This is a genomic window from Vallitalea sediminicola (genome assembly GCF_054408565.1).
This window is the reverse complement of sequence record NZ_BTPT01000046.1, coordinates 181,853-206,228: the sequence shown is the minus strand read 5'-3', so window position 1 is coordinate 206,228 and position 24,376 is coordinate 181,853. Positions and strand designations below refer to the sequence as shown.

Genomic DNA, 24,376 nt, shown 5'->3' with positions numbered 1-24,376 from the left:
GTAATTTATTAATAAATTTCTTTCCACTCTGCTATATTGCCAGCATCAAATTTGTAAGGATCTCCTAACATGACTTCAGTTCCATCTCCAACGCTAATAACTGATTTTTCACCTAGATCTCCAGCTGTGAACTTATCTCCTTCAGCCCCTGTAATTTTTCCAGTCACTAGTGCTTCCGCTGTATATCCTGCTAAGTATCCTACATCAATTGGATTCCATAAATACATCCATTGACATACTCCACTTTCAATATATTCAGCCATCTCACTTGGTAATCCTAGACCAGTTAATTGAATTCTATCCGACAAACCTTTGTCTGTAATAACTTTACCTGCTGCTGCAATACCTACTGTTGTTGGAGCAATGATACCATTAAGTTGAGGATATGACTTTAACAATGCTTCCATTTCAGATACACTTTTATCTCTTAAGTCATCTCCATAAGCAACTTTAACTAATTCTATGTTCGAGTAATCACTTTTTTCTAATTCTTTTTTCATCCATTCAATCCATGTATTTTGATTTGTAGCTTGAGAAGTTGCACTAAGTACAGCAATCTGACCTTCCCCATTAATCATTTCAGATATAGCTTCTATTTGAACACGACCTATTCTTTCAGGATCTGCTTGGTTAACATGAATCATACGACTGTCACTATTTACTGCTGAGTCTAATGAAAGCACCTTAATACCTGCATTCATAGCTTTTTGTAATGCTGGCTGAAGTGCATCAGGGTCATTACCTGCAATAGCAATACAATCTACTTTTTGAGCTATCAATTCTTCGATCATTTGAATTTGAGCTTCTGCAGTTGGTTGATCAGGCGCTTTCAAAATAGCTTCTGCACCAATTTCATCAATAGCTTTTTTAAATCCTTCCATTTCTTTTTCATTATATGGATTTCCTGTGTTTTTAACTATAATAGCGTATTTAGCTTTTTTCTCTTTATCAGCAGTTTCTTTTTTATTTGATGTGTTTGAGCTATCTGATGTATCCTCTTTCCCCCCACATCCAGTTATAGCAAAAATTAATGTTAGTACTAAAAGCATAGAAAGTATTTTTTTCATTTTGCATTCTCCTCTTTTATTTTTTTATATAAAATAGTATAACCACTTTATATCGATTAATTATTCATATATTGAACATACCATATATACAATCATCTTAATAAGTTCAATATATTTTCCTTGATTCAACTTATCTAGTACCATTTTTTCTAAAAAATTTGCCGAAAGTCTGTTTCAGATTTGGTACCATTACTGCAAATATAAGTAATAAACCAATTATTATAAGTAATATTTGAGCTGGTATATTAATTAACCCTAAACCATATCTTAGAAAACCTATTAGGAAGATAGAAATAACTGCACCTATCATCCTTCCTTTACCTCCAGCTGAACTAATACCTCCAAGAACAGCCATAGCGATTACATCTAATTCATAACCTGTTGCAACATTAGGTCTTGTACTCCCCATTCGAGAAGTAAGGAATAGCGCTGTAACCCCCGCCATCAAACCAGTAAGTGTAAAAATAATTATTTTTATCTTATCCACTTTGACTCCTGAAAATTTACTGGAAGTTATATTATTTCCCATTGCAAAAACTCGTCTACCGAAAGTAGTTTTATGTAATAACAATCCAAATAATATTGCAAAAACAACAAATACAATCAATATAAATGGAATTTTTCCAACGTATCCCCATCCTAGAAATGTATACCATTTAGGAAATTTACCAGCAGCTTGATCTTCCAAAATGATGTAGGCAATACCACGATATATTATCATTGTGGATAATGTAACAATAACTGCGGATAATTCTTTGAATTTTACTAATAAGAAACCATTTATAAATCCACATACAGTACCAGCAAGCAAACATATAACCATAGCTATCGGCATTGGAATTCCCATATTATATAGCACAGCCATAATTACAGAAGACAACGCAACGGTTGACCCAACGGATATATCAATATCACCAAGAACTAAAATGAATGCCATTGGTAAAACAATGAATGCTTTATCTAAAAAGGTCATTGTAGCATCAATTATAGTATTGAAATTCAAATAATAAGATGATAAATTAGCATTTACAACATTAATGATGATAAATATTAAAATCAGTAGCCATTCCCACTGGAAGAAAAAACTTTTTAGAGTAATATCTTTTTTGTTTCTGATTATTCGTTTCTCCATGATTTATATCTTCCTCCTAGTAAGATTTTTTTTCTTAATATTTTCTTTGACAATAGCATTAACTAACACAGCAAATAGGATAATGAATCCTTGTATCGCTTGCTGCCAAAAAGGTGAAACCAACAACAATGGTAATGCATTATTGAGAATACCTAATAACAAGGAACCCAATAGAATTCCTGAGATCTTTCCTGACCCTCCAGCTATACTGACACCACCTAATACACATGCAGCAATAACATTCAGTTCATATCCAGCAGCAGTATTACCTTGAGCTGAAGCGAATTTGGAAACCCATAACACTCCTGAGAGACCCGCAAGTCCACCCATTATGGAATATACTAACCATAATATCTTATCTGTATTTATTCCGCTTATTCTTGCTGAATCAGGATTGCTACCTACTGCATATATCTGTCTACCTGTTCTAGTGTGATTAATGAAATAATAGAAAACAATATATATAATGATTGCTATGAATATCAATGTATTGATACCTAATATAGAGCTGGTAGCAATATTCTTGAATCCTTTGCTCATTTGATGAGCACTTACCCATTTACCTCCACTTGCCATGAATGTAAGTCCTCTATAAACATTCATCATACCCAAAGTAGCAATGATAGGAAATATCTTAGCTTTCGCAACTAATAACCCTATTACACTTCCGCATATTAAACCAACCAATGTTCCTAACAAAATTACTATTAAAGGATTTAACTCTGGATACTTGCTAACAGTTAAAGCAGATATCATACCAGATAGTGCTAATGTTGCTCCTACTGATAGATCAATTCCTCTAGTAATTATTACAAGCATCATACCAACTGCCAATATACTGAGTATTGCTGTATTCGTAATCATATCATTAAGATTTTCAAAGGTTAGAAAACTAGAATTTCGAATCTGAACTACTACAGATAATAGTACAATAAACATTATTAAACCTAATTCCTTAATCTTTGAAACATCCATGTTCTTTATGTTTCTGATTATACTTTTCTCCGCCATGATCTTATCCTTTCTTAATATACTTGATTGAGTATTTACTTAGCCATTGCATGCTCTAGGATAACTTCCTGAGAAGCATCTTCTCTATCTAAAGCAGCTGTAATTCGGCCTTCACGCATAACAATAATTTTATCACTCATACCTAGTATCTCTGGCATTTCAGAAGAAATCATAATAATGCCATATCCCTTACAAGCTAAATCACTCATGATTTCATATATTGCTGATTTCGCACCTACATCAACACCTTTTGTAGGTTCATCCAATATAATTACTTTTAAATCCGCAGCTAATAATTTAGCTACAACTATTTTTTGCTGGTTACCACCAGATAAGGAACTAGCTAAATCAAAAATACTTGTAGCCTTTACATCAACTTTCTCACATAATTCTTTTGCAATTTCCGATTCCTTTTTATTAATTAACCATCCATTTTTTGAGTATTCATCAAGAGTTGGTAATGTAATATTTTTATCCAATCCCCATTCAAGTACTAATCCTTGCTTTTGTCTATCTTCTGGTAGATATCCAATACCTAATTTCATAGCATCTTTTGGCTCATGAATATTAACTTCTTCTCCATCAAAAAATATCTTACCTTCATCTGATTCCATAATACCAAAAATGGTTTGGCAAACCTCAGTTCTGGATGCACCTACAAGGCCAGTTAATCCTAATATCTCACCTTTATGTAAATTGAATGATATATCTCTGAATAATCCATTTTTTGAAAGCTTTTCTACTCTTAATAACTCTTCCCCTATTTCCACTTCATTTTTAGGGAATAGTTGAGTAATCTCTCGTCCAACCATTGCGACTATTAAATCTTCATTAGAGATTTCATCAACTTTCCATGTGCCTATATATTTTGAATCTCTAAAAACAGTTACTTCAGTGGCAAGTCTATACATATCTTCAAATCTGTGAGAAATGAATATAATAGATACTCCATTATCTCTTAACTTTTCTGCTATTCTATATAATTCTTCGCTTTCTTTTTTAGTTAAAGCAGCTGTAGGTTCATCCATGATAATTATTTTTGCATTTGTTGATAATGCCTTTGCAATTTCAACAATCTGCTGTTGAGCAACACTGAGTAAACCCATTTGCATTTTCGAATTGAACTCAGCACCTAATTCCTTTAAAATTTCATTAGCTTCTTCATACATCTGTTTCCATAAAATCCTTTTAGTGACGCTATGAATTTTTTCATGACCCATAAAAATATTTCCAGCAACACTTAGATCAGGATAACATGTTACATGTTGGTATATTGCAGCAATTCCAAGTTTCTGAGCATCTTTTGGATTTTTCATATTTATCTTTTTACCTTCTAGAAATATTTCGCCTTCTTCTGGTATTAAGACACCTGTTATAATTTTAATAAATGTAGATTTACCAGCACCATTTTCTCCCATTATTGCATGAATCTGACCTTCTCTTAGCCTAAACTCCACATTATCTAAAGCTTTAACCCCTGGAAAGATCTTCGTAATTCCTTTTAATTCAAGTACAAAATCTGACACTTGACTAATCTCCTTTCATTTATCATTGTGGTATCCAATAATAAAACAAATAAAACTTATTTTAATACCATTAGATATAATCACAAAACCAAACAAAAATATTTGTTAATAGTTGTTTTATTTTATCATTACCAACCATCTTTATGTATCTACTTTCAGTGTTTTTAATATTTTTTCAACCAAAAGCCTTTTCTATTTGTTTATATTATACTAAACATGCCACTCCGAGTCAATAGAAAAATGTTGTTTTGTGTTTTATTTTGTTTTTTCCTATCATTGTATGTTAATCTTATTTCTAAATATAACAAAACAGGTAGGTTATTCATTAAAAGAATAATCTACCTGTTTTTAAAAAACTATTAATTCATCACTTGCTTATTTATTATTATTTATTGTAATATGTCTCATTATTTTTTCTTCACTTGCCTCATAACCATCTAATTCAGCTACCATCTTTCCTTGATCCATTATTACTATTCTATCACTCATACCAATTAATTCATCAAAATCATTTGAAATCATTATGATAGCAGCTCCAGAACTTGCTAGATCCATAAATATATTATAAATATCAATTTTAGAAGCTACATCTATGTTAGCTGTGGGTTTATTGAATATAAAAATCTTAGAATTACTGAACAGCCATTTTGACAACATTACTTTCTTTTTATTACCCGCACTAAGATTTCTTAACCTTACTCTTATGTCATTAGGTGTTATGTTCATCATTTCTACATAATGACTAGTTATAAGTTTTTTTGCAGAACGACTCAAAGCACGTATTTTCTTTACATTTGCAGAAGTCATATTTTCATATATACTGTTATCGTAGAAAACACCTTCATTTTTATCTCCAATATAACATATACCATTGTTAACAGCTTGATGTGTAGAACTGATCTTTGCTTTCCTATCTTCAATATATATATTTCCGTTGAAATCCATAGCCCCGAATAGAGCTAATCCAATACTTGATTTGTGTGAACCTCTCAGTCCAGTAATTCCTAATATTTCTCCTTCATTAACGGAAAAATTGATATCTGAAATTACTTTTGTGGAGAGATTCTCTACCCTTAACAATTCTCTACCAATCTTAAAATTTCTTTTAGGATACCGTTCTCTTTTTTTAATACCAACCATATATCTTATCAGTTGACTCTTATCATATTTTTCTTTTATGTCATCTTGAATAATAATCCCTTTATTCAGAACTGTGATATGATCTGCAATCTCAAGTATTTCATCCATCCTGTGGGATATATATATTACTGTCATTCCCTTTTCTTTTATCTTCTTTATAAGTTTATTTAATTGCTCGCTTTCATTCTTATCTAATAGTGCCAAAGGTTCATCAATTATAATGATTTTACTTTCCATAGCCAAAGCTACTACAATCTCCAGAACCTTTTGAGTTGCTACAGATAGATATTTAACCTTGGTATCTATATCAATTTTCAGACCATATTCATCTAATATCTTAATTGTTCTCTCTCTTATTTTCTTCCAATCTACTATTTTCAACTTAGATATACCGATTTTAGGTTCATCATTCATAAACATATTTTCATATACTTTTAATTCTTGAAATAAACTTGTTTCATGATGTATCATAAATATCTTATCTTCGCACAAAAGTTCAACCACTCCTGAGTCAAAGCTTTCTAATCCCGAAAGAATCTTCATCATAGTAGTTTTTCCTGAACCATTTGAACCAATTAAAGCATATATCTCACCTTCATATACTCGAAAAGATTCAATATTAACTGCAACAATATTACCATATTTTTTTGTGACTTTTTCCATCTTTGCAAGTAATCTTCCCATAATTTTCACCCTACCCGCTATTAAGTCTTATATAATTTTGCGTTGTTAAAATTGATCCATATCCACTAAAGAAGCATATAATCTAATATCATTATTAAAATAATATTCTTTAAACATAGCAGGTATATTTTTATCTGCAACAATTTCTTTTATGTCATCTAATTGTGCAATACGCTTTAACCCTCTTTTACCATACTGTTTATGTTCTGCAACTAATATAACTCTATTTGAGATTTTTCTAAGTACTCGGTATAGATCTAAATACTCTTTATTATTGGTTGTATATCCTAATTCACTATCAATACCATCAACACTTATAAATGCTTTTTCAATTAAAATATTATCTAAAGAATGAATGGTTTCATAACCAAATATATCACCAGTTGCAGGATCAATCTCTCCCGCTGTAATAATTACTTTTACAGTATTGTAACTTATGATGTTCATAGCCACATTTATGTTATTTGTTACAACAACTAACCCCTTTTTTGATTTTAGATAATCTGATAATTCAAAGAGTATTGAACTGCCCCCTATAAAAATCACTTCATGGTCTTCTATTAATTCACTAGCAATCTTCGCTATTTTTGAGTGCAACTCATTCTTATCATTTTTTTCAATAATATAACTTTCTTCATCTTTTTCTTTTTTTAGAATGGCTCCACCATAAGTCTTAACAACTAGTCCCTCTTTTTCTAATTTATCCAAATCTCTTCTGATAGTCATTTCAGAGACAGATAACATCTTACTCAAGGTAACTACTTCCACAGACCCATTCTCATATAAAGTTTCTCTTATCGCTTGTAGTCTTTCCATACCAAACATACTATTCACCTGTAACCCTTTTATCTCTTTTTAAATAATAATTAACAAATAAAACAACCAACAATATAAGCCCCATTAAAAAGTCAATCAAATATGGGCTCAATTCTAATATATCCAACCCTCTTGACAAGACACTTAATGTACAGACAGATATCATAACTCCTATTACACTGCCTTTGCCGCCATTCACATTTACTCCACCTAATATAACTGCTACAATACTTTTAAGTAGATAGGAAGTTCCATAATCAGCTCTAATGGAATTATATCTGGAAGTCATAATGATTGCTGCAACACCTGTCAATACTCCCGCATAACAATATGCTAGAAATATCACTTTCCTGACATCTATACCTGAGTATTTTGCAGCCAACTTGTCCTCCCCGACTTTATATATAAGATTGCCTACATGTGTTTTCTTTAATATGTACCAAGTAATCCAACCAAATATTACAAATATGATTAATGGTACCGGAACAAAAGCAATACTATCATTTCCAATCCACAAGAATTCTCTTGGAAAATTAGATACAGCACCACCATGTGTCACATCTAAGGCTATACCTTCAAACAAAAGCATCATAGCTAATGTAGCTATTATTGATGGTACTCCTATAAATGAAACCAAAGCTCCATTCAGCAGACCGCAAATCAGTCCAATAACAATCATTATAATTATACCAAATATGGCTAAAAAACTATTTTGTAATTGTAGGCTGACCATAAATAATCCACCTATAATTCCAGCAAGTTTTGTCATTGCAATAACGGAAAGATTGATATCCCCTAATAACATTACAACCATGACAGCTAGTGCTATTATCCCGAATTCTGGTATTTGATGCAACATTATCAACAAATTATATCTGGATAGAAACTGCTCTGAACTTAATAATGCCATTAAGATTATGGTTATCATCAATAATGATCCTTGAATTACTATTTCCTTATTTTTGCCCACAGTTTCACATCCTTAATCATATTCTACAGAATATTTCTTTTCATTTTTTTTATTATATATAACATTATAACTAACAAGAACAGTAAACACTATTCCTATAAGAATTTTATGCAAAAATACAGAAATATGAATATAGGTAAATCCATTTTTCAATAGAATGATGAATATCACTCCAAATATAGCTCCTTTTACCGATCCATAACCGCCTACAATGCTAACCCCACCTAGAACCAACATAATAATAAAAGTTATTTCATAACCAGCATATCCTTCAATATATGCCTCACCTATTAAGGTTAGATGGATAAATGCACTAATACCAGCCATCAAGCCACAATATGCATACGTAAAAATGGTTATCCTATGTTTATTATATCCTCTTCTTATTGCTTGCTTCTCATTACCTCCGATAGCGTATATACCTCTTCCCATAGTGGTATATTTCAATATAAAATAAGTTATACCCCCTAAGATAATAATAAATAATATTTGAATAGGAATCCCAGCAATTGTTATTCTTCCAAATCTGGAAATACCTTCAGGTAATTGAAGGATATATCTTGTTTGGATAAAATATTTTACCATACCCCTATATATACTCATTGTCGCTATTGTAATTATTACAGACGAAACATTTAATTTAGAGACTAAGATTCCATTAATCCAGCCAAAAATCATACCTAGAATACAAGCTAAAATAAAAGCTTGCCATACATTAATATTATACATCTTAAGACATTGTGCCACTATAATAGCAATAGAAGCTATCATAGAACCTATAGATAAATCAATACCACCCAGAATCATAACTAACAATACACCAAAAGCACCTATAAAATAAACTGCATTACTTTTAAATAAATCTATCAATTCACTGATTTTAATGAAGTTAGGATTGATGGAGGATATTAATAATACAAAAACAACGGATATTATTGCTAAGTAATACTCTCTTCCTAATCTGTGTTTCTTTTTCATAGTATAAGTCCACACCTCCAAGACAGTATTTATTAATTTAGTATCATATACTTTGCGAAAAAAGTCAATACTATAATCTCTAACTTGGCTAATACTGGATTATCTCCATAATATTATTATAGGCTATTTATCTTATAAATACCCTGTTACTATTCTATCAATTAAATAAAAGATTAGCAATAAATTATTTATCACTAATCTTTTTATATTATTATAAATCAAAATACATTTCAAATTCTAGTGGATTAGGCATAATACTTACTTTTGCGGCATCCCTTCTAATACGTTTCAACTGGTCTCTAATTATACCCTCAGTGAATACTCCACCTTTTAATAAGAATTCATAATCTTTTTCTAGTTCATCAGCTGCTTCATAAAGAGATTTTGGTAACCCTTTAATCTTAGCTTTTTCTTCTTCTGGAAGATTAAAAATATTAACATCATATGGTCCATAACCTTCTTCAGTAGGATCAATCTTATTTATTATTCCATCCAGCATTGCCATCATTAGAGCCGAATAAGCTATGTATGGATTACATGTTGCATCAGATGGTCTGAATTCGAAACGCTTGGCGTCAGGTTTTTTAGCATACCCTGGTATTCTAATAACTGAACTTCTATTAGCCGTAGCAAAACAAATGCTAACAGGCGCTTCATATCCAGGTACAAGTCGTTTGTATGAGTTAGTACTTGGATTAGTGAATGCCATCAGTGCTGGTGAATGTTTTAGGATTCCACCTATTGCATATAATGCGGAATCACTCAAACCAGAGTATCCATTTTCATCATAGAATATAGGTTTAGAATCTTTGAACAATTGGAAATGTACATGCATACCATTCCCGGCTTCACCAAATATTGGCTTAGGCATAAAAGTGACTGTCTTACCATTCCTTACTGCTTCGTTTTTCAAAACATATTTAGTTAACATAGTTCGGTCAGCCATTTCTAGCAAACCACTAAAGCTCAATTCTATTTCTAATTGACCAGGTCCCCCTACTTCTGTATGATGATATTTGACAGGTACTCCTAGTTCTTCAAGCATTAACACCATCTTATTTCTAAGATTGTAATTAACGTCATTAGGAATATCCACATGATAACCATCATGATGACTAACTTTAAATCCAAGATTCTTAGTTTCTCTGTTCCCCATATTCCAATCTGCTTGTTCAGAATCTAGATAAACTTCCATATGGTTGGGAGTTGTTTTATATGATATATGGTCTAGAATATAAAATTCAAATTCAGGTCCATACAAAGTCTTATCTGCAATACCAGTTTCTGTCATATATTTTTCTGCTTTTTCGGCAACATATCTTGGGTCTCCTTCAAACCTTTCTATCTTATCCCCTATAGAATAGATGTTACCTATCATGGTTAATGCAGGTACTTCATTAAAAGGATCTACAAATGCGCTACTTAAATCTGGAATAAATACCATATCCGATTTTTCAACTGTTAGAAAACCATAGCTTGAGCCATCAAAACCAATACCATCTTCTAGTGTTTTTTCGGTAAATCTAGTTGTTGGAATGGTTAGATGATGCCATCTTCCGGCTAAATCAATAACTTTAAAATCAATGACTTTAATATCATTTTCTCTGCAATAATTTTTAAGTCCATTTAAATCTTTAAACATATAGCATCCCCCTAAATCAATAAGTTTTGGTAACTGCATTTTAAATCATATTATCTGTTATTACAACATTAAATAGTTTATATAATTATTAATTTAAATATTCCTAATTAAATTAATTTTTTGATGGGAAAACTTTATTATAATGCAACTTAGTGATTGTATTTGTATGGTTTATTTTAAATTATAATATATTATCTAATTACCAGTCAGTCAGAAAAAATGTTTTGTTCTGACGTGGTTTTTGCAAAATAGTATATGTATATGTTACGCCATCTACTTGCTCGTCCTGAGCAAAAAGCTGGATTCGGCGTCCTGCCTCACTACTCCACATATACATATACTATTTTGCTACTAATCACCTTGGTTATGATTCACAAAATACTTTTTCTTCTTTATTAGCGTTATTGATGGCTAGTTCAGAGTTTATTAAGAAAACTCAGTCAACTTATTATTTTATTTGTATGTTATAATTAAAAAAGATTAGAATAAGGTTAATCTAATTAAAGGTGGAGTTATAATGAACGAGTCTTTACTTGCTGATGTAAAAGTCAATTTGCGTATAATGAGTTATACTAAGGTGTCACCCACTTGGGGAGAGGTGATTTCCAAGCAGGAATTTAATCGTTTTTATTTTATATGTGATGGTAAAGGATTTGTTGAGATAGATGGTAAGAAGTATTTTCCAACAGGTGGGGATTTAATATTATTACCGGCGGGTAAAAAGGTTTCGTTTGGTACAATAAGTGAAAATACATATTTAAAATATTGGTGTCATTTTGATGCAAAAATAGGTGATAGCAATTTGTTTGATTATGTTCAATTACCTTATGTAGTTACTGTTCAAGATTATCATCATGTTATCAAATTATATAAGAAACTATTGGGTTATTACGACCATGAGGATTTACCTGCTTTACTTATGATAAAGTCGTTATTGATTGAATTGATTGCATTATATATTAGAGAAGCTAATAAGGATAGTGACTGTGATGTCCCTACTTTATTTTTTAATGAAAAAATATCTTTTATACTTCATTATATTGAAAAAAATATATCAAGACCTCTTAGCAATCAAATACTGGCTGAAAAACTTAATTTCCATCCTAGTCATTTCATAAGATTTTTCAAGGCTTCTTTGGGTATATCTCCTATGAAATATATTTTAAGACTTAGGATGAAGCAAGCTGAATTCTTGCTTTTATCTTCTTATTTGAGTATATCAGAGATTGGTGAGCGTGTTGGATATGCTAATGTTTATCATTTTTCTAAGGCATTCAAACAATATGTAGGTTATTCACCATCGGAGTATCGTCAGCATTTCAATAATACTGATTTACTTAATTCTGATGTATAGAAGATTACATATCAGTAGTGATCATTATTTGAACACTAATTTATGATTTTGCATACTAAAATAAGGGCTATCTCATAATTGAAATATAATATTATGAGATATAGCCCTTATTATTATTTTATACTTTATAGGAAAGTCTGCCCCCTATTTAATTGTGGATAATAGCTAGCTCTATTACACTTAGGCTTTTTATCGAATTCTAGTTGGAAAACAGGTATTCCAACTGATTGGTCTGGATTAATATCAGGTAAGTTCTTAAGAATGATTCTATGACCGTCTTGTATGAAATCAACTGGTGTATCATCTTTCAATAATCTAACTTCTTTTAACTTGACATTGCATATACCAGCAATCACTAGATTATTATTGGAAGGCCATATTATATCCCATACATATAAGAATTTATCTTCACTAGTCACGTTACATATCCCACAAACATTAGTATTACCTATTTTATCTTTTTGTCCATATACAGCTTCACCGTTCTCCTGTAGCCAATCACCAACCTTTGTTAATGGTTCAATAACTTCTTCTGGAATAGTTCCATCTGGTTTTGGTCCGACATTCAATAAAAGATTACCTCCAAAAGCAGTTACTTTTTGAATCATTCTTAGGATTTGTTGAGGTGTATAACTATAAGGTTTTGCTTGTTCAGAATCTATATATCCCCAGCTTATACCATTAAAAGTCATACAGGCTTCCCAATCTTTTTCACCAGGTGTTAGATGTTCTTCTGGTGTACCAAAGTCTTCAGGTAATAAGCTTCTGTCATTTATGATGATATGTGGTTGTAATTCACGTACCATTTGGTTAAGTTCCAGAGAATTCCAGCCTTCTGGGGATTCCATAGGACGTGGTACATCATACCATAAAATATCTATCTTCCCATAATTGGTCATAAGCTCTCTATTAAGCTCTTTTATATAATTAGTAAAACGAATACGTGCTTCTCTATCAAAGGCACATTTCCAGCTATCTTCGTGATGCCAATCCATAAGTGAAGAATAAAAACCTATTTTCAAGTCAAATTCTCTACAAGCATCTACGAATTCTTTTACCAAATCTCTTTTTGGTCCATAATTTACCGAATTATACGGATTCACCTTAGAATCCCATAAACTGAAACCTTCATGATGTCTTGTTGTCAATACCATGTATTTCATGCCTGCCTTTTTAGCAAGCTCAGCCCATTTTCTAATAGTACCTTCTTCTGGTTTAAAAGCCTCAGCCAACTTTTCATACTCTTTTATATCATAATTCTCTAATGCCATAGCCCATTCATTTCTTCCTAATTGTGAATAAAGACCATAATGGATGAACATACCGAATCTTGCATCTCTCCACCATTTCATCCTATCATCTCTGCTTTTAGCTATGTCAGCTTCATAATCCGCCTTGCATTTCAACATATATATCCCTACTTTCATATAATATTTGTTATTCATTATTCTATATAAAACACTTGAATATTAGAATATCTTTAATGAGCAAGAATTTATATATTATTAACATATTGCAGGGAATTATATTTCATATGCTAATAAGCAATACTTTCCTATAAAAAAGCAAAAGCCACTGAAGTAATCCAGTGACCTACATACTAATATATTATTTAATAATAGCATCCCATATCATTGGATCAGGACTTGCTATTATCGAATGACTAATCAATTTATCTTTTTCGGTTATATATCTTATTGCAACTTTTGAAGATGCTTCAACAGCAGCAACTTCACCAGCAAAAAATACTAATGCTTTTCCACCAAGTTCTCTTGCCATCTTTATCTTCAATATATAACATCTAGCTGTCTTAGCTATCATATCAGCAGCTTCAATAAGGCATGGCACATTAGAAGTTTCTATAATACCCATTGCTTCATCTTTATTAATTTCGTATTTTCCAGCAAATGCATCATAAATACTCTCATGGGGATTTCCCAATATAAAATAATCTGTCACAAGTTCTTTATACTCTTTACTCTTATCAATAGCCGCATTCAGTGAACTTAGCTTACCACGTATAATGACCATATATTTACCTGGACATGTTATTAACGATTTCACAATACTCACATTTGAAGCTTTTATCATTAAATCCGTTACAGTTATACCCATAGCGATATTTTTAAATTCAACCATACCTAGAGCATAATCCATTATTACCACCTCAGCACTTAAAGAATATCTATTATATTATTTTCATCATCAATTATTCCAACAACTGCAGCATCAATAGAAGCCTCTCTTAATGCCCCTATCCTTGCAGCACTTCCCAAAGCCACTAGAACATAATCGCCGATACCTGCACCAACTTGATCTACCGCAACAACTCTCTTATCTGTCCCCATATTAGATGCACTCTCAATAATCAAGAATTTACTTCCGACCAAATTATTCAACTTTCTCGTTGAAACCAATGTACCTATTACCTTACCAACTATCATTTTATATTCACCTACTTATGACTATTTATCATACTCTAACTCATATATATCATGAATTCGCCCTACCGTCTTCCAACAAAGAAGGGGTATAGTGTTATAATCACGCAGACCGATCGCTTCTCAGCGTAAGGCAAGTGATTATAACACTATACCCCTAACCCATTTTTCTAAGGAAATAACATTGTACACTGTTATTTCCTTAAAAAATTATTTATTTATACAATTTCTACACTATCATTACACTTGATACTAAGAGCATTAGCCTCATCAGTATCAATATGCATTTGCAATGTGTACGTATCATGAACACGAATCAATACATTAGTCAACATACCACCTCTGTCACTAGATACTCTCACTTTCACAATTTGTTTATCTTTTACACCATAACTTACAGCATCTTCAGGTGACATATGTATATGCCTCATGGCAATAATACAAGCATTATCCAATGATATAGCACCTTTCGGTCCTACTATTGTAATAGGTGCCGCTTCATCAAGGTCACCAGAAGGTTTTATAGGCGGGTTTAATCCAAGTCTCACAGCATCAGTTTTAGATACTTCAACCTGAGTCTTTGGACGAATAGGTCCAAGTACTCTTACATTCTCAATAGGTCTAAGTTTAGTTCCTACAATAGTTACTGTTTCCTTTGCTGCATATTGACCACCCATTAACTCTTTAATAGGTGTTAGTTCATAACCTTTACCAAATAATTTATCAACATCTTCTCTACTTAGATGTAAATGTCTTGCAGACACACCTACTGGAATACCACCTTTTGTTTGGTTAATTTGTTCTAATACTTTTTTTGAGATTAAATCAACTAATGCTGATTGCTCCACACCACATCAATTCCTTTCACTTTCTTAAAAACCTATGAAAGTTTTACTGTATACTTAAGTCTATCCTTCAAGTCTAATTCTTCTTTTATTATCTAAAGCTATTTAATACTTGGTAAAATTTTACTTACATCACCATGAGGTCTTGGAATTACGTGAACTGCTACTAATTCTCCTAATCTTGATGCTGCTTGAGATCCTGTTTCAGTTGCAGCTTTTACTGCTCCTACATCTCCTCTTACCATAACACTTACAAGTCCTGATCCAATTTTCTCTGTTCCTATTAATGTAACATTCGCTGCTTTTACCATTGCATCTGCTGCCTCAATTGCCGCTACTAACCCTCTTGTTTCTATCATTCCTAAAGCTTCCATTCTAATTTCCTCCTTAAAAGTTTTAATGTCATCAGATTTTTTTTCTTCTATTTCAACTTCTTTTGTTACTGGTTTCTTCTTACTATTTTTACCTTTACCTCTACTCTTTGTTTTCTTTTCTTCGGCTTTATTTACTACTTTTTCGTCTTTTTCCATAACTTGTGGTTTGTCTAATACTTTCTCTTCATTTTCCATAACTTCTGGCTTATTCACCACCATTCAAGTTTTTATATTTCTCAGTACTCATTTCAATTAGTTTATCTAATTCTTCATGAGGTCTGGGAATAACTGCATGAGCTGCTAACTTAATGTCTTTCATATTTGTCACATAGTCAACAGCTTCTTGGACAGATGAAACTGTTCCTGTCACAATAATAGTTACAAGCCTTCCACCTAATTTCTTTTCCCATGTCACAAATTCTACATCAGCAGTTTTTAACATACCATCTAATGCATTTATTGCTGGCACTAATCCTGATATTTCAACTAAGCCTAAAGCCTTCACTATTTTACTTCCTTTCAATATATTTAACTAGTTAAATCGAGTCTAATTAATACTTGGTAGTATTTTTTCAATATCTGTATGTGGTCTTGGAATTACATGAACTGCTACTAATTCTCCTAATCTTGATGCTGCATCTGAACCAACTTCTGTAGCTGCCTTAACTGCTCCTACATCTCCTCTTACCATAACACTTACAAGTCCTGATCCAATCTTTTCAGTTCCTATTAAAACAACATCCGCTGCTTTTACCATTGCGTCAGCCGCTTCAATCGCTGCTACCAATCCTCTTGTTTCTACCATACCTAATGCTTCTTGCATAATAAATTCCTCCTTGTTTTTTGTTTTTTTTTTACTATTATCATATATTTGTAGTCTACTTATTAATATAACTAAGCTTTTAAACAATTAAGTCCTAACATTTTTTCTGTTTCTTCTGTTGGCCTAGCTATCAAATGTTTTGAATATACACCAGTAAGATTATCTGCCGCTTCTTCAGCAGCTTCCAATGCTGCCTTTACATCATCAATTCCACCACGGATTTTCAAACATACTAATAATGGAACAGGTAATTTATCAGCATTTAGAGGTTTATTCTTATCAAATGACTGTATAGTAACATTACCAGCTTTGCATGCTGCATCAGCTGCTACAAAACCTGCAACTAATCCAAAAACTTCTATAAGTCCTACTGCTTGATTCATAGAAACATTCCTTTCATTTACTAAAAGTCATTTTACTTATTAACATATGCTATCTTAATTCCTGCTTGTTTCATATTGATATCCATTGCCTCGTTAAGTTCATCTAATGGATATTCATGTGTAATCAAATCATTGATTGGTAGTCCAATGCCTTTTGCTCTTCTTAAGAAATCTAGGGTAATAGGATAATCAGATACTTTATATACCCATGAACCTACTGCTGTTATTTCTTTGTTGCATATATCAAAGTGGGGATTTATTGAACAATTACCGTTGTCTACGAAGAAACCAACTTCACATAAACCTCCACCACGTTTCACAAAGTTCCATATGTTAGCTGCCGCTTGTGGTACACCTGTACATTGGAAAGCAAAATCTGCACCAATTCCAGTGATCTCTTTTATTCTAAGTCTTAGTTGTTCATTATCTTTGTAATGTCTAAAATTAACTGTATGTTTTGCACCTAATCTTTTTGCCATATCAAGTCGTTTAGTATCTCCATCAACAGCTATTATATTTTCAACGCCCATAGTACGAATGACAGCCATAACCATTAAACCTATAGGTCCACAACCTTGAATAAGTACCTTACTGTTAAAAGATAATAATCCTGTTGTTTTAGCTCTTTCCACTGCATGAACTGCAACTGCCGCTGGTTCAATAAGCATTCTTGTCTTAAGATCCATATCATTCACTTTAAAATATGTTGAACCACTTCTAATAATCAAGTATTCACTGAACCATCCATTGAATTTCTTATCATCATCAGGAATAAGTCCATAAATACCTGAATTCTCACATAGATTATCTCTATCTGGCATTGTAAGACAGTTATCACATTCTCCACAAGGAATGGTACATGTAACAATCTTATCCCCAATTTCAATAGGATTACCTACAGTATCTCTCATAATGTTCTTACCAATCTTAACTATTTCACCAGTTCCCTCATGTCCTAAAACAACAGGAATCAATGTGAATGGATCATTCTTGTATTCATGTACATCTGTACCGCAAATACCACAACCTTCAACTTTTATAAGCATTTCATCATCACTTATATCAGGTATTTCAAATTCTTTGACTTCAATATTTTTCTTACTTGTCAACATAGCGACTTTTGCTTTTTTTGGTACACTTGCACTTGTTCTAGCTGTATTTACTTTTGTTTCATTGTTGTTATTTGTAGCAACTTCACTTATTACCTGTTTAACGATGGATTCAATATCAATATTATTTATTTCCATGTCTAAACTCCTCTCTTAATATTTTTATCTAATACATAAACTCTCTGCCATGACGCATCTTCTATTCTTAGTGAACGAGCTTGCCGAAGTAAGTCCTTCACCTGTTCTACTAGCAATTGTGAAAGTACAATATCCTTCTCCACCGAATCCCAATGCTGCATATGATGGAGCGTTTTTAACAAATATTGCTGTATCAATTAATTTTCCATATTTAGTTAGATTATCAATGTTCTTAGAATGCATATGAGCTGAATGTCTATTACCATGTTCTAGGTCAATGGCTAAATCAATGGCCTTATCTACATCACTTACTCTTACAATTCCAAGTATTGGCATCATTAATTCTTCTGTAACTAATGGGTGATTTCCACCTGCATCAAATATAATACATTTAATATTATCATCCACTGTAATTCCAATAGCATCAAGTATATAACTAGCATCTTTTCCTACATATTCTCTATTAAGAACAGTCTTGCCATTCTTATTTAGTAATACAGTACTGGTCAATCTATCTATTTCATCGCCTTCAATTTTATAGCTTCCAGCTTCTTCCATATAATAGATTAATTCATCTGCAACCTCTTCTACTACTACAACTTCTTTTTCAGCGATACATGGTAGATTATTATCAAAAGTGGCTCCATTATATATGTCATATGCCGCTTTTTTAATATCAGCTGTTTCATCAACAACTACTGGTGGATTACCTGCTCCAGCTCCAATAGCTCTTTTTCCAGATGATAAAACTGCTGTAACTACTCCAGGTCCACCTGTTGCAACTAGAAGTCCGATACTTTTATGTTTGAACATTATATCTGCACTTTGAAGAGTTGGTTTCTTGACAGAACAAGCTATATTGTTAGGTCCCCCTATTTCTACAGAAGCCTTATTAATTAACTCTACTGCATAATTAGAAACCTCTATGGCTCCCGGATGTGGATTAAATACTACTGTATTACCACCTGCAAACATCCCTATGGTATTACAAATAACAGTTTCACTTGAATTAGTAGATGGAGTAACGGCTCCTATAACACCAAATGGTCCTTGTTCAATTAGAGTAAGCCCTCTATCACCTGACCAAGCAACAGTTTTAATATCCTCTGTTCCAGGTGTTTTCTCAGCAACTAATTTATGTTTTAATATTTTGTCACCGACACGACCCATCCCAGTCTCTTTTACACCCATTTTTGCAAATGTTTCAGCATTTTCTATGGTTTTTTTTCTTATGTTAGCTATAATCTTTTCTCTAAATTCAAGAGGTAATAGTCTCACTTTCCTTTGAATCTTAATACTCGCATTAATGGCTTCTTCCATATTCTCATAAATTCCATATGAAGAATTGCTGCTTTCCTGCTTAGTATCCGTATTATTCATACTTGCGATAACACTTTTGACAATAGACTCAATATCAACATTGTTTACCACTTAATCCACGCTCCTTCCTTATTCTAATGTATCTTCTCATGTCTTTTTTTCCTGCACACCTAACCTACTATCTTAACTTATAATATTGAAGCTCCGTAATCAGCAAGCATAGTATCTTCTTCAGCACTTCCTCCACTAACACCAAGCCCACCAATAATCTCTCCATTATCTAATAAAGGAATTCCTCCACCGAATATTACGATTCTTCCGTTATTAGTGAATTGTATACCATATAAAGAACCATTGGGTTGTGCTAATTTACTTAATTCCTGAGTACTCATTTTCAAACTGACAGAAGTAAATGCTTTATTAAGAGCGATATCATAACTTGCAATATATGCATCATCCATTACATTTACTGCAATTGGATTACCTTCTTTATTAACTACAGCTATTACAACATTCAGACCTAATTCATTTGCCTTTAATTGTATTTTTTCTATAAGTTTTTTAGCTTGTTCTAGATTAATACCTTTTTCTGATACTTTGACTCTACTTGTAATGTTATCTAATACATCTTTAACTTTATCCATAATCACTTGATTAAACTCCTGATATCTTGCTACTACATATAGATAGTCGGATAACCTGTTAACATATTTTAGATAATCATCATCAAATTGTTTTTCTCTATAAGATTTTACTAATCCTCTCTCAGCACGTCTGCAAACTGTTCTTGTAACATCAATCTGAGCAGATATTCTAGTTTTTCCTGGAAGAATAAACTTCTTTTGCTTAGGATATTTCCCTTCGTAATCAATAATCCATTCTTCTAATAGATTTAACTCTTCTATTAATCCATCATCTTTATTCCTAAGTCCTGCTAGAACACCCATCAAGGTAATCAATCTATTCTGTATTTTTTCCATCTGCTTTATAAGTGTTATATCTTCTAACTCTGCTTTTATAAGACCAATATTGGATGTTAGTTCATCAAAATTACCATTGGTTTCTATGAATATATTATCTTTATCCACAGATGTACCATCATATAATCTGCTATATCCACCATCTCCGTTTTTTGTAAACACATGATTGTTGTTTTCCATATTGATTTTCCTTTCATCACAGAATAAAAAGTGCCAAAATCTATAATTTAAATGGTATGCCTTTTACATATCTAGCTGCATTACTACCGAATTTTCTAAGGTGAGAGGTATCAGCTACATTAATCTTGAGAAGTGGTTCATCCACCTTGAGATTACTAACATGTAAAACTACATGACTGTGTACAACACTTATTCCAACACCCAACAAGGAACTTTCCGAAGCCTTATAAGCACTTGTTATAGGATCATAGTCTTTTGTTTCATAGGAATAACTAAACAGTCCTTCTTCTTCTATACCAGCCAATATATCTTTTACATACTCTTTATTTTGTCTAGAATAACACACATGTATCTCTGGTCTTCTATGCTCCATCTAATCACCTTATAATCAAAATAATATCCACAATCACACTTTACCCTGACCCTTATAAGACATTAACAATCCTGTAGCAACTGCATTTCTTGGTCCTTCACAATTTCTGATATTTCCTCTTCCTGAAACGATCTTATACTTAGCTAATTCATTCAGTATTAAATCAGGGATTTCAAAATCCAATGCACTTCCTCCAACTAATACTATATTAGGTATATTTCTGAGTTGATTATCAGGTGCTATCTGAGTTAATGCACGTATTGCATTTTGTACAAATACTTTCTTCTTGATTGATTTTCTTATATCCATGATACTTTCCATTGATATACTACTATTGATAGGAATCATCTTTTCATTTTCCATAACCACAACTTTACCAAATAATTTTGGAGACATAGGTTCATCAAAAAATTTGATATCCTTATTTTCCATTCTTATATGAAACAGACTCTCTACTTTTGCAAGGGGATTCCTTTTAATCTTTTCACATAAAGTTAAATCATCAATTCCTAATTCAGTATTTATCAAAAGAGTTATCAGTTGTCCTGCTCCTGCAAGATGAACAGATTTAACTAAACCATTTTCATCTAACACAGCTGCATCTGTAGAACCTCCACCAAGATCTAGAATAGCTAACGGAAGCTCAGTACCCGGTGTAGTCCATGCACCTAAAGATGCCATAACCGCTTCAACACCAGCTATCTTAACATATACACCAGTTTCATCTTGTAACTTATGAGCTATCTTTTCCATAGGTAGATGTTCAGTTTTAACCATAGCCGCAATTCCTACCGCATTTTCCATGGAAACTTCACCGGCTAAAGCACCTTTTACATCTACTGGAATCAAAGTATCAACAGCTAGAATATCCTGTATCTTGACAGTACCTTCTTGACCTGTTAATTCATGCATATTTCTTTTGATTCCATCTATCATGATTCCTATGTTAGTACCTGATTCTCCATCTATATCAACAATTGGTGCTGCCTTATTACAAGATTTCATAATCTCTTTCGCACCTAAGTCCACTTTTACCTTTTCTTCTGATTTTTCACCATGAATAGTTAATTCACCAGCTTTTATTGATTGCTCTTTTACAGACCCTTTTGGTGTTCTAATGAATATAGCTGACCTACTTCCAACAAAACTCTTGGCAATTGGTACCACATGCTTCGTTTCTTCTGCACTTAACTGAAATATCGAAGCTATACCATAAGGATTGGATAATCTAGTAATGGTATGTCCCTCAGGTGCCACCTCCACAGCGGCTTTCATACCTATCTCAATCTTATCAATGTACTTTACTTCATCAACTATTGGAATCTTCTTATTCAATCTATTATATATAAGTACTGCTTCATCTTCCTGAACTACAACTGCATTTATCTCATGTGTTTCCATCAATCCATTAATCTTCCAAGCAGCCTGCTCATAACCTGTATCTTTCGATATCAAGCATATATACGGCTGATTAATCGGCAACTTACCTATTTCTTCAATAGGATAAATATACCCTGTCCCTATCCCTGCACCTGCTGGTGTATCAGGATTATGACCTATCATAGTTGACTCTGTGATAATTGTTTCTGTAATTGTTTCCATAGCAGTATCGCCGATAACTGGAGCCGCTTCATTAATTCTTATAACAGACAGGTCATCTATCTTCTTATGCACCCTATCCATAGCTATGATCAAAGCATTCTTAATCCCCTCTACATTACTAGGAGTCCCCTTAGTACCCGTAGTCTCTACATTAGCACTAGCTAAGAACTTAAGCATCCCTTTATCATTTATCAAACCAATACATACTTCAGTTGTTGAATTACCAATATCAACCCCCGCAATATACTTCATCAAAATCACCTATTCATAAATAATAATATATTTCTATACAGCTATTTCTTACAATACCGAAGGGTAAAGTGTTACAATCACGCAGACCGATCGCTTCCCAGAGTAAGGCAAGTGATTGTAACACTTTACCCTGACTCTTAATAAATCCACATTAATCTACCTTATTGTTTTTTTTCAATATTCCTCTACGCTCATATACTTTAACAGCATCCCTAATGAAATCAGCACACATAACAGCAGAATATTTACTTTCGAGAGTACCTGCATAGTCTAACAATTCATCTTTAGTAGCTCTATTTGGTCTCAACTTATCATATATCTCAAGTATTAATTCATCTTCAACCTTAGTTAGCTCACTAGCCCTATTGAAGTTTTGTTGTAACTGTTTTTTCCCAGAACCATAAGCTATCTCACCTTGCATTTTTAAGGTTTCTTTAGATATTTTTATATCTTCTGGAGTAACAGTGCCATCTAGAACACTTTCCATTTTGATACTATCAAGTTTTTTACCAGTATGGCTTCTTACCACATCCTTAGGCAAGGGGTATCTTACCATAACTTTCATTCCTTTCGCTTACAAAAAGTATTAGATTAACCTGATGTCAACTGAGTTTTTAGTAGTTACTACATATTCAGTTTCTCTAGTATGCATTAATGCCGCTTTCACCTGATACTTTGCCCGTACAGTAAAATCATTTTTGCTTTCAATTGGCTTGACCTGTACTCCTTTTGCATATCTAGCAGCATTTTTACCTATCTGCCTATATATCTCTAGAGTTAAAAGTGGTGCTTGTGGGAATAATTCTAAATTAGTTAGAGGATATAGGTCTTTTTGATGTATTATAGCTGTTCCTTTTGACTGAATGCCTATTGATACTCCTGAACCAGACTTATTAGCTGCTTCTTTACCTATAAACGCTACATCTGAAGTCTTATTAACTCTGATTACTCTAGGTAACATTCCTTCTTCTTCAATTCCTGCCATAATTTCCTTAATAACTTTTTCATGTTCTAAATCATTGATAGTCTTTTTTATTACACTTCCAAAAGCAGGACCAATGCCTATTACAACTTCTTTTCTATTAATTCCACGCTGAGATTTTTGTATGTCCCTGAAAATAGAATTGTATTGCTTACTATCTATATTCTCACTACTTGTTATGGTAGTCTTTTTACTAAGCTCTTTAACAACTAATTTGGTGATCTGTTCAATAAGCTCATTAGTTAATTCCACTG

Annotated in this window: 25 protein-coding genes; 1 reads left to right on the top strand and 24 read right to left on the bottom strand. The window is 32.5% G+C overall.

The window, feature by feature from the left end:
• Nucleotides 1-8: 8 nt before the first annotated feature.
• The 9 genes from rhaS to glnA all read right to left on the bottom strand — a co-directional run bounded on the left by rhaS (nucleotide 9) and on the right by glnA (nucleotide 10,966).
• The gene (gene rhaS, locus ACX6CF_RS19245) at nucleotides 9-1,067 is read right to left on the bottom strand and encodes a rhamnose ABC transporter substrate-binding protein (protein WP_458786994.1); all 1,059 of its coding nucleotides are present in this window, start codon (nucleotides 1,065-1,067) and stop codon (nucleotides 9-11) included.
• A 130-nt stretch (nucleotides 1,068-1,197) separates the two neighbouring features.
• Complete coding sequence (locus tag ACX6CF_RS19240; RefSeq protein WP_458786993.1) at nucleotides 1,198-2,199, bottom strand: ABC transporter permease; 1,002 nt, start codon at nucleotides 2,197-2,199, stop codon at nucleotides 1,198-1,200.
• Between the two features lie 3 nt (nucleotides 2,200-2,202).
• Entirely contained in the window at nucleotides 2,203-3,210 is a 1,008-nt protein-coding gene (locus ACX6CF_RS19235; protein ID WP_458786992.1) for an ABC transporter permease, read from the bottom strand.
• 35 nt (nucleotides 3,211-3,245) lie between these two features.
• A complete protein-coding gene (locus ACX6CF_RS19230; RefSeq protein WP_458786991.1) occupies nucleotides 3,246-4,736 on the bottom strand; it encodes a sugar ABC transporter ATP-binding protein in 1,491 nt (496 codons plus the stop codon).
• Nucleotides 4,737-5,111: 375 nt separating this feature from the next.
• Complete coding sequence (locus ACX6CF_RS19225; protein WP_458786990.1) at nucleotides 5,112-6,560, bottom strand: sugar ABC transporter ATP-binding protein; 1,449 nt, start codon at nucleotides 6,558-6,560, stop codon at nucleotides 5,112-5,114.
• Between the two features lie 45 nt (nucleotides 6,561-6,605).
• Nucleotides 6,606-7,385, bottom strand: a complete 780-nt coding sequence (locus tag ACX6CF_RS19220) for a DeoR/GlpR family DNA-binding transcription regulator (protein WP_458787032.1) — start codon at nucleotides 7,383-7,385, stop codon at nucleotides 6,606-6,608.
• 1 nt (nucleotide 7,386) lies between these two features.
• Nucleotides 7,387-8,346 carry an ABC transporter permease gene (locus ACX6CF_RS19215; protein ID WP_458786989.1) on the bottom strand — a complete coding sequence of 320 codons (960 nt, stop codon included), beginning with the start codon at nucleotides 8,344-8,346 and terminating at the stop codon, nucleotides 7,387-7,389.
• Nucleotides 8,347-8,358: 12 nt separating this feature from the next.
• Nucleotides 8,359-9,324 (bottom strand): ABC transporter permease, encoded by a 966-nt coding sequence (locus ACX6CF_RS19210; protein ID WP_458786988.1) that lies wholly within the window; start codon nucleotides 9,322-9,324, stop codon nucleotides 8,359-8,361.
• Between the two features lie 211 nt (nucleotides 9,325-9,535).
• The gene (glnA, locus tag ACX6CF_RS19205) at nucleotides 9,536-10,966 is read right to left on the bottom strand and encodes a type I glutamate--ammonia ligase (protein ID WP_458786987.1); all 1,431 of its coding nucleotides are present in this window, start codon (nucleotides 10,964-10,966) and stop codon (nucleotides 9,536-9,538) included.
• Nucleotides 10,967-11,483: 517 nt separating this feature from the next.
• On the opposite strand from glnA, the gene ACX6CF_RS19200 reads away from it, so the two are divergent.
• A complete protein-coding gene (locus ACX6CF_RS19200) occupies nucleotides 11,484-12,320 on the top strand; it encodes a helix-turn-helix domain-containing protein (RefSeq protein WP_458786986.1) in 837 nt (278 codons plus the stop codon).
• 125 nt (nucleotides 12,321-12,445) lie between these two features.
• Here the strand turns inward: ACX6CF_RS19200 and ACX6CF_RS19195 are convergent, their stop codons facing one another.
• The 15 genes from ACX6CF_RS19195 to ACX6CF_RS19125 all read right to left on the bottom strand — a co-directional run bounded on the left by ACX6CF_RS19195 (nucleotide 12,446) and on the right by ACX6CF_RS19125 (nucleotide 24,374).
• Nucleotides 12,446-13,729 carry an alpha-L-fucosidase gene (locus ACX6CF_RS19195; protein ID WP_458786985.1) on the bottom strand — a complete coding sequence of 428 codons (1,284 nt, stop codon included), beginning with the start codon at nucleotides 13,727-13,729 and terminating at the stop codon, nucleotides 12,446-12,448.
• 199 nt (nucleotides 13,730-13,928) lie between these two features.
• Nucleotides 13,929-14,477, bottom strand: coding sequence for a BMC domain-containing protein (locus tag ACX6CF_RS19190; protein ID WP_458786984.1), 549 nt, complete (start codon nucleotides 14,475-14,477; stop codon nucleotides 13,929-13,931).
• 17 nt (nucleotides 14,478-14,494) lie between these two features.
• A complete protein-coding gene (locus tag ACX6CF_RS19185; protein ID WP_458786983.1) occupies nucleotides 14,495-14,764 on the bottom strand; it encodes a EutN/CcmL family microcompartment protein in 270 nt (89 codons plus the stop codon).
• A gap of 215 nt (nucleotides 14,765-14,979) precedes the next feature.
• Nucleotides 14,980-15,609 (bottom strand): phosphate propanoyltransferase, encoded by a 630-nt coding sequence (gene pduL, locus ACX6CF_RS19180; RefSeq protein ID WP_458786982.1) that lies wholly within the window; start codon nucleotides 15,607-15,609, stop codon nucleotides 14,980-14,982.
• A 98-nt stretch (nucleotides 15,610-15,707) separates the two neighbouring features.
• Nucleotides 15,708-15,986, bottom strand: a complete 279-nt coding sequence (locus ACX6CF_RS19175) for a BMC domain-containing protein (protein WP_339363030.1) — start codon at nucleotides 15,984-15,986, stop codon at nucleotides 15,708-15,710.
• Between the two features lie 199 nt (nucleotides 15,987-16,185).
• Nucleotides 16,186-16,485 (bottom strand): BMC domain-containing protein, encoded by a 300-nt coding sequence (locus ACX6CF_RS19170; protein WP_458786981.1) that lies wholly within the window; start codon nucleotides 16,483-16,485, stop codon nucleotides 16,186-16,188.
• A 42-nt stretch (nucleotides 16,486-16,527) separates the two neighbouring features.
• Nucleotides 16,528-16,806, bottom strand: coding sequence for a BMC domain-containing protein (locus ACX6CF_RS19165; RefSeq protein WP_458787031.1), 279 nt, complete (start codon nucleotides 16,804-16,806; stop codon nucleotides 16,528-16,530).
• Between the two features lie 68 nt (nucleotides 16,807-16,874).
• Nucleotides 16,875-17,186: a BMC domain-containing protein gene (locus ACX6CF_RS19160; RefSeq protein WP_458786980.1), complete on the bottom strand. Its 312-nt coding sequence runs from the start codon at nucleotides 17,184-17,186 to the stop codon at nucleotides 16,875-16,877.
• 32 nt (nucleotides 17,187-17,218) lie between these two features.
• Complete coding sequence (locus ACX6CF_RS19155; protein ID WP_458786979.1) at nucleotides 17,219-18,433, bottom strand: zinc-dependent alcohol dehydrogenase; 1,215 nt, start codon at nucleotides 18,431-18,433, stop codon at nucleotides 17,219-17,221.
• Between the two features lie 24 nt (nucleotides 18,434-18,457).
• A complete protein-coding gene (locus tag ACX6CF_RS19150; protein ID WP_458786978.1) occupies nucleotides 18,458-19,864 on the bottom strand; it encodes an aldehyde dehydrogenase family protein in 1,407 nt (468 codons plus the stop codon).
• 77 nt (nucleotides 19,865-19,941) lie between these two features.
• Nucleotides 19,942-20,913, bottom strand: a complete 972-nt coding sequence (locus ACX6CF_RS19145; RefSeq protein WP_458786977.1) for a cob(I)yrinic acid a,c-diamide adenosyltransferase — start codon at nucleotides 20,911-20,913, stop codon at nucleotides 19,942-19,944.
• Between the two features lie 40 nt (nucleotides 20,914-20,953).
• Nucleotides 20,954-21,286 (bottom strand): glycerol dehydratase reactivase beta/small subunit family protein, encoded by a 333-nt coding sequence (locus ACX6CF_RS19140; protein WP_458786976.1) that lies wholly within the window; start codon nucleotides 21,284-21,286, stop codon nucleotides 20,954-20,956.
• A gap of 33 nt (nucleotides 21,287-21,319) precedes the next feature.
• Nucleotides 21,320-23,140 (bottom strand): diol dehydratase reactivase subunit alpha, encoded by a 1,821-nt coding sequence (locus ACX6CF_RS19135; protein WP_458786975.1) that lies wholly within the window; start codon nucleotides 23,138-23,140, stop codon nucleotides 21,320-21,322.
• A gap of 151 nt (nucleotides 23,141-23,291) precedes the next feature.
• A complete protein-coding gene (locus ACX6CF_RS19130; protein WP_458786974.1) occupies nucleotides 23,292-23,696 on the bottom strand; it encodes a diol dehydratase small subunit in 405 nt (134 codons plus the stop codon).
• Nucleotides 23,697-23,726: 30 nt separating this feature from the next.
• Entirely contained in the window at nucleotides 23,727-24,374 is a 648-nt protein-coding gene (locus ACX6CF_RS19125) for a propanediol/glycerol family dehydratase medium subunit (RefSeq protein WP_458786973.1), read from the bottom strand.
• Nucleotides 24,375-24,376 lie beyond the last annotated feature (2 nt).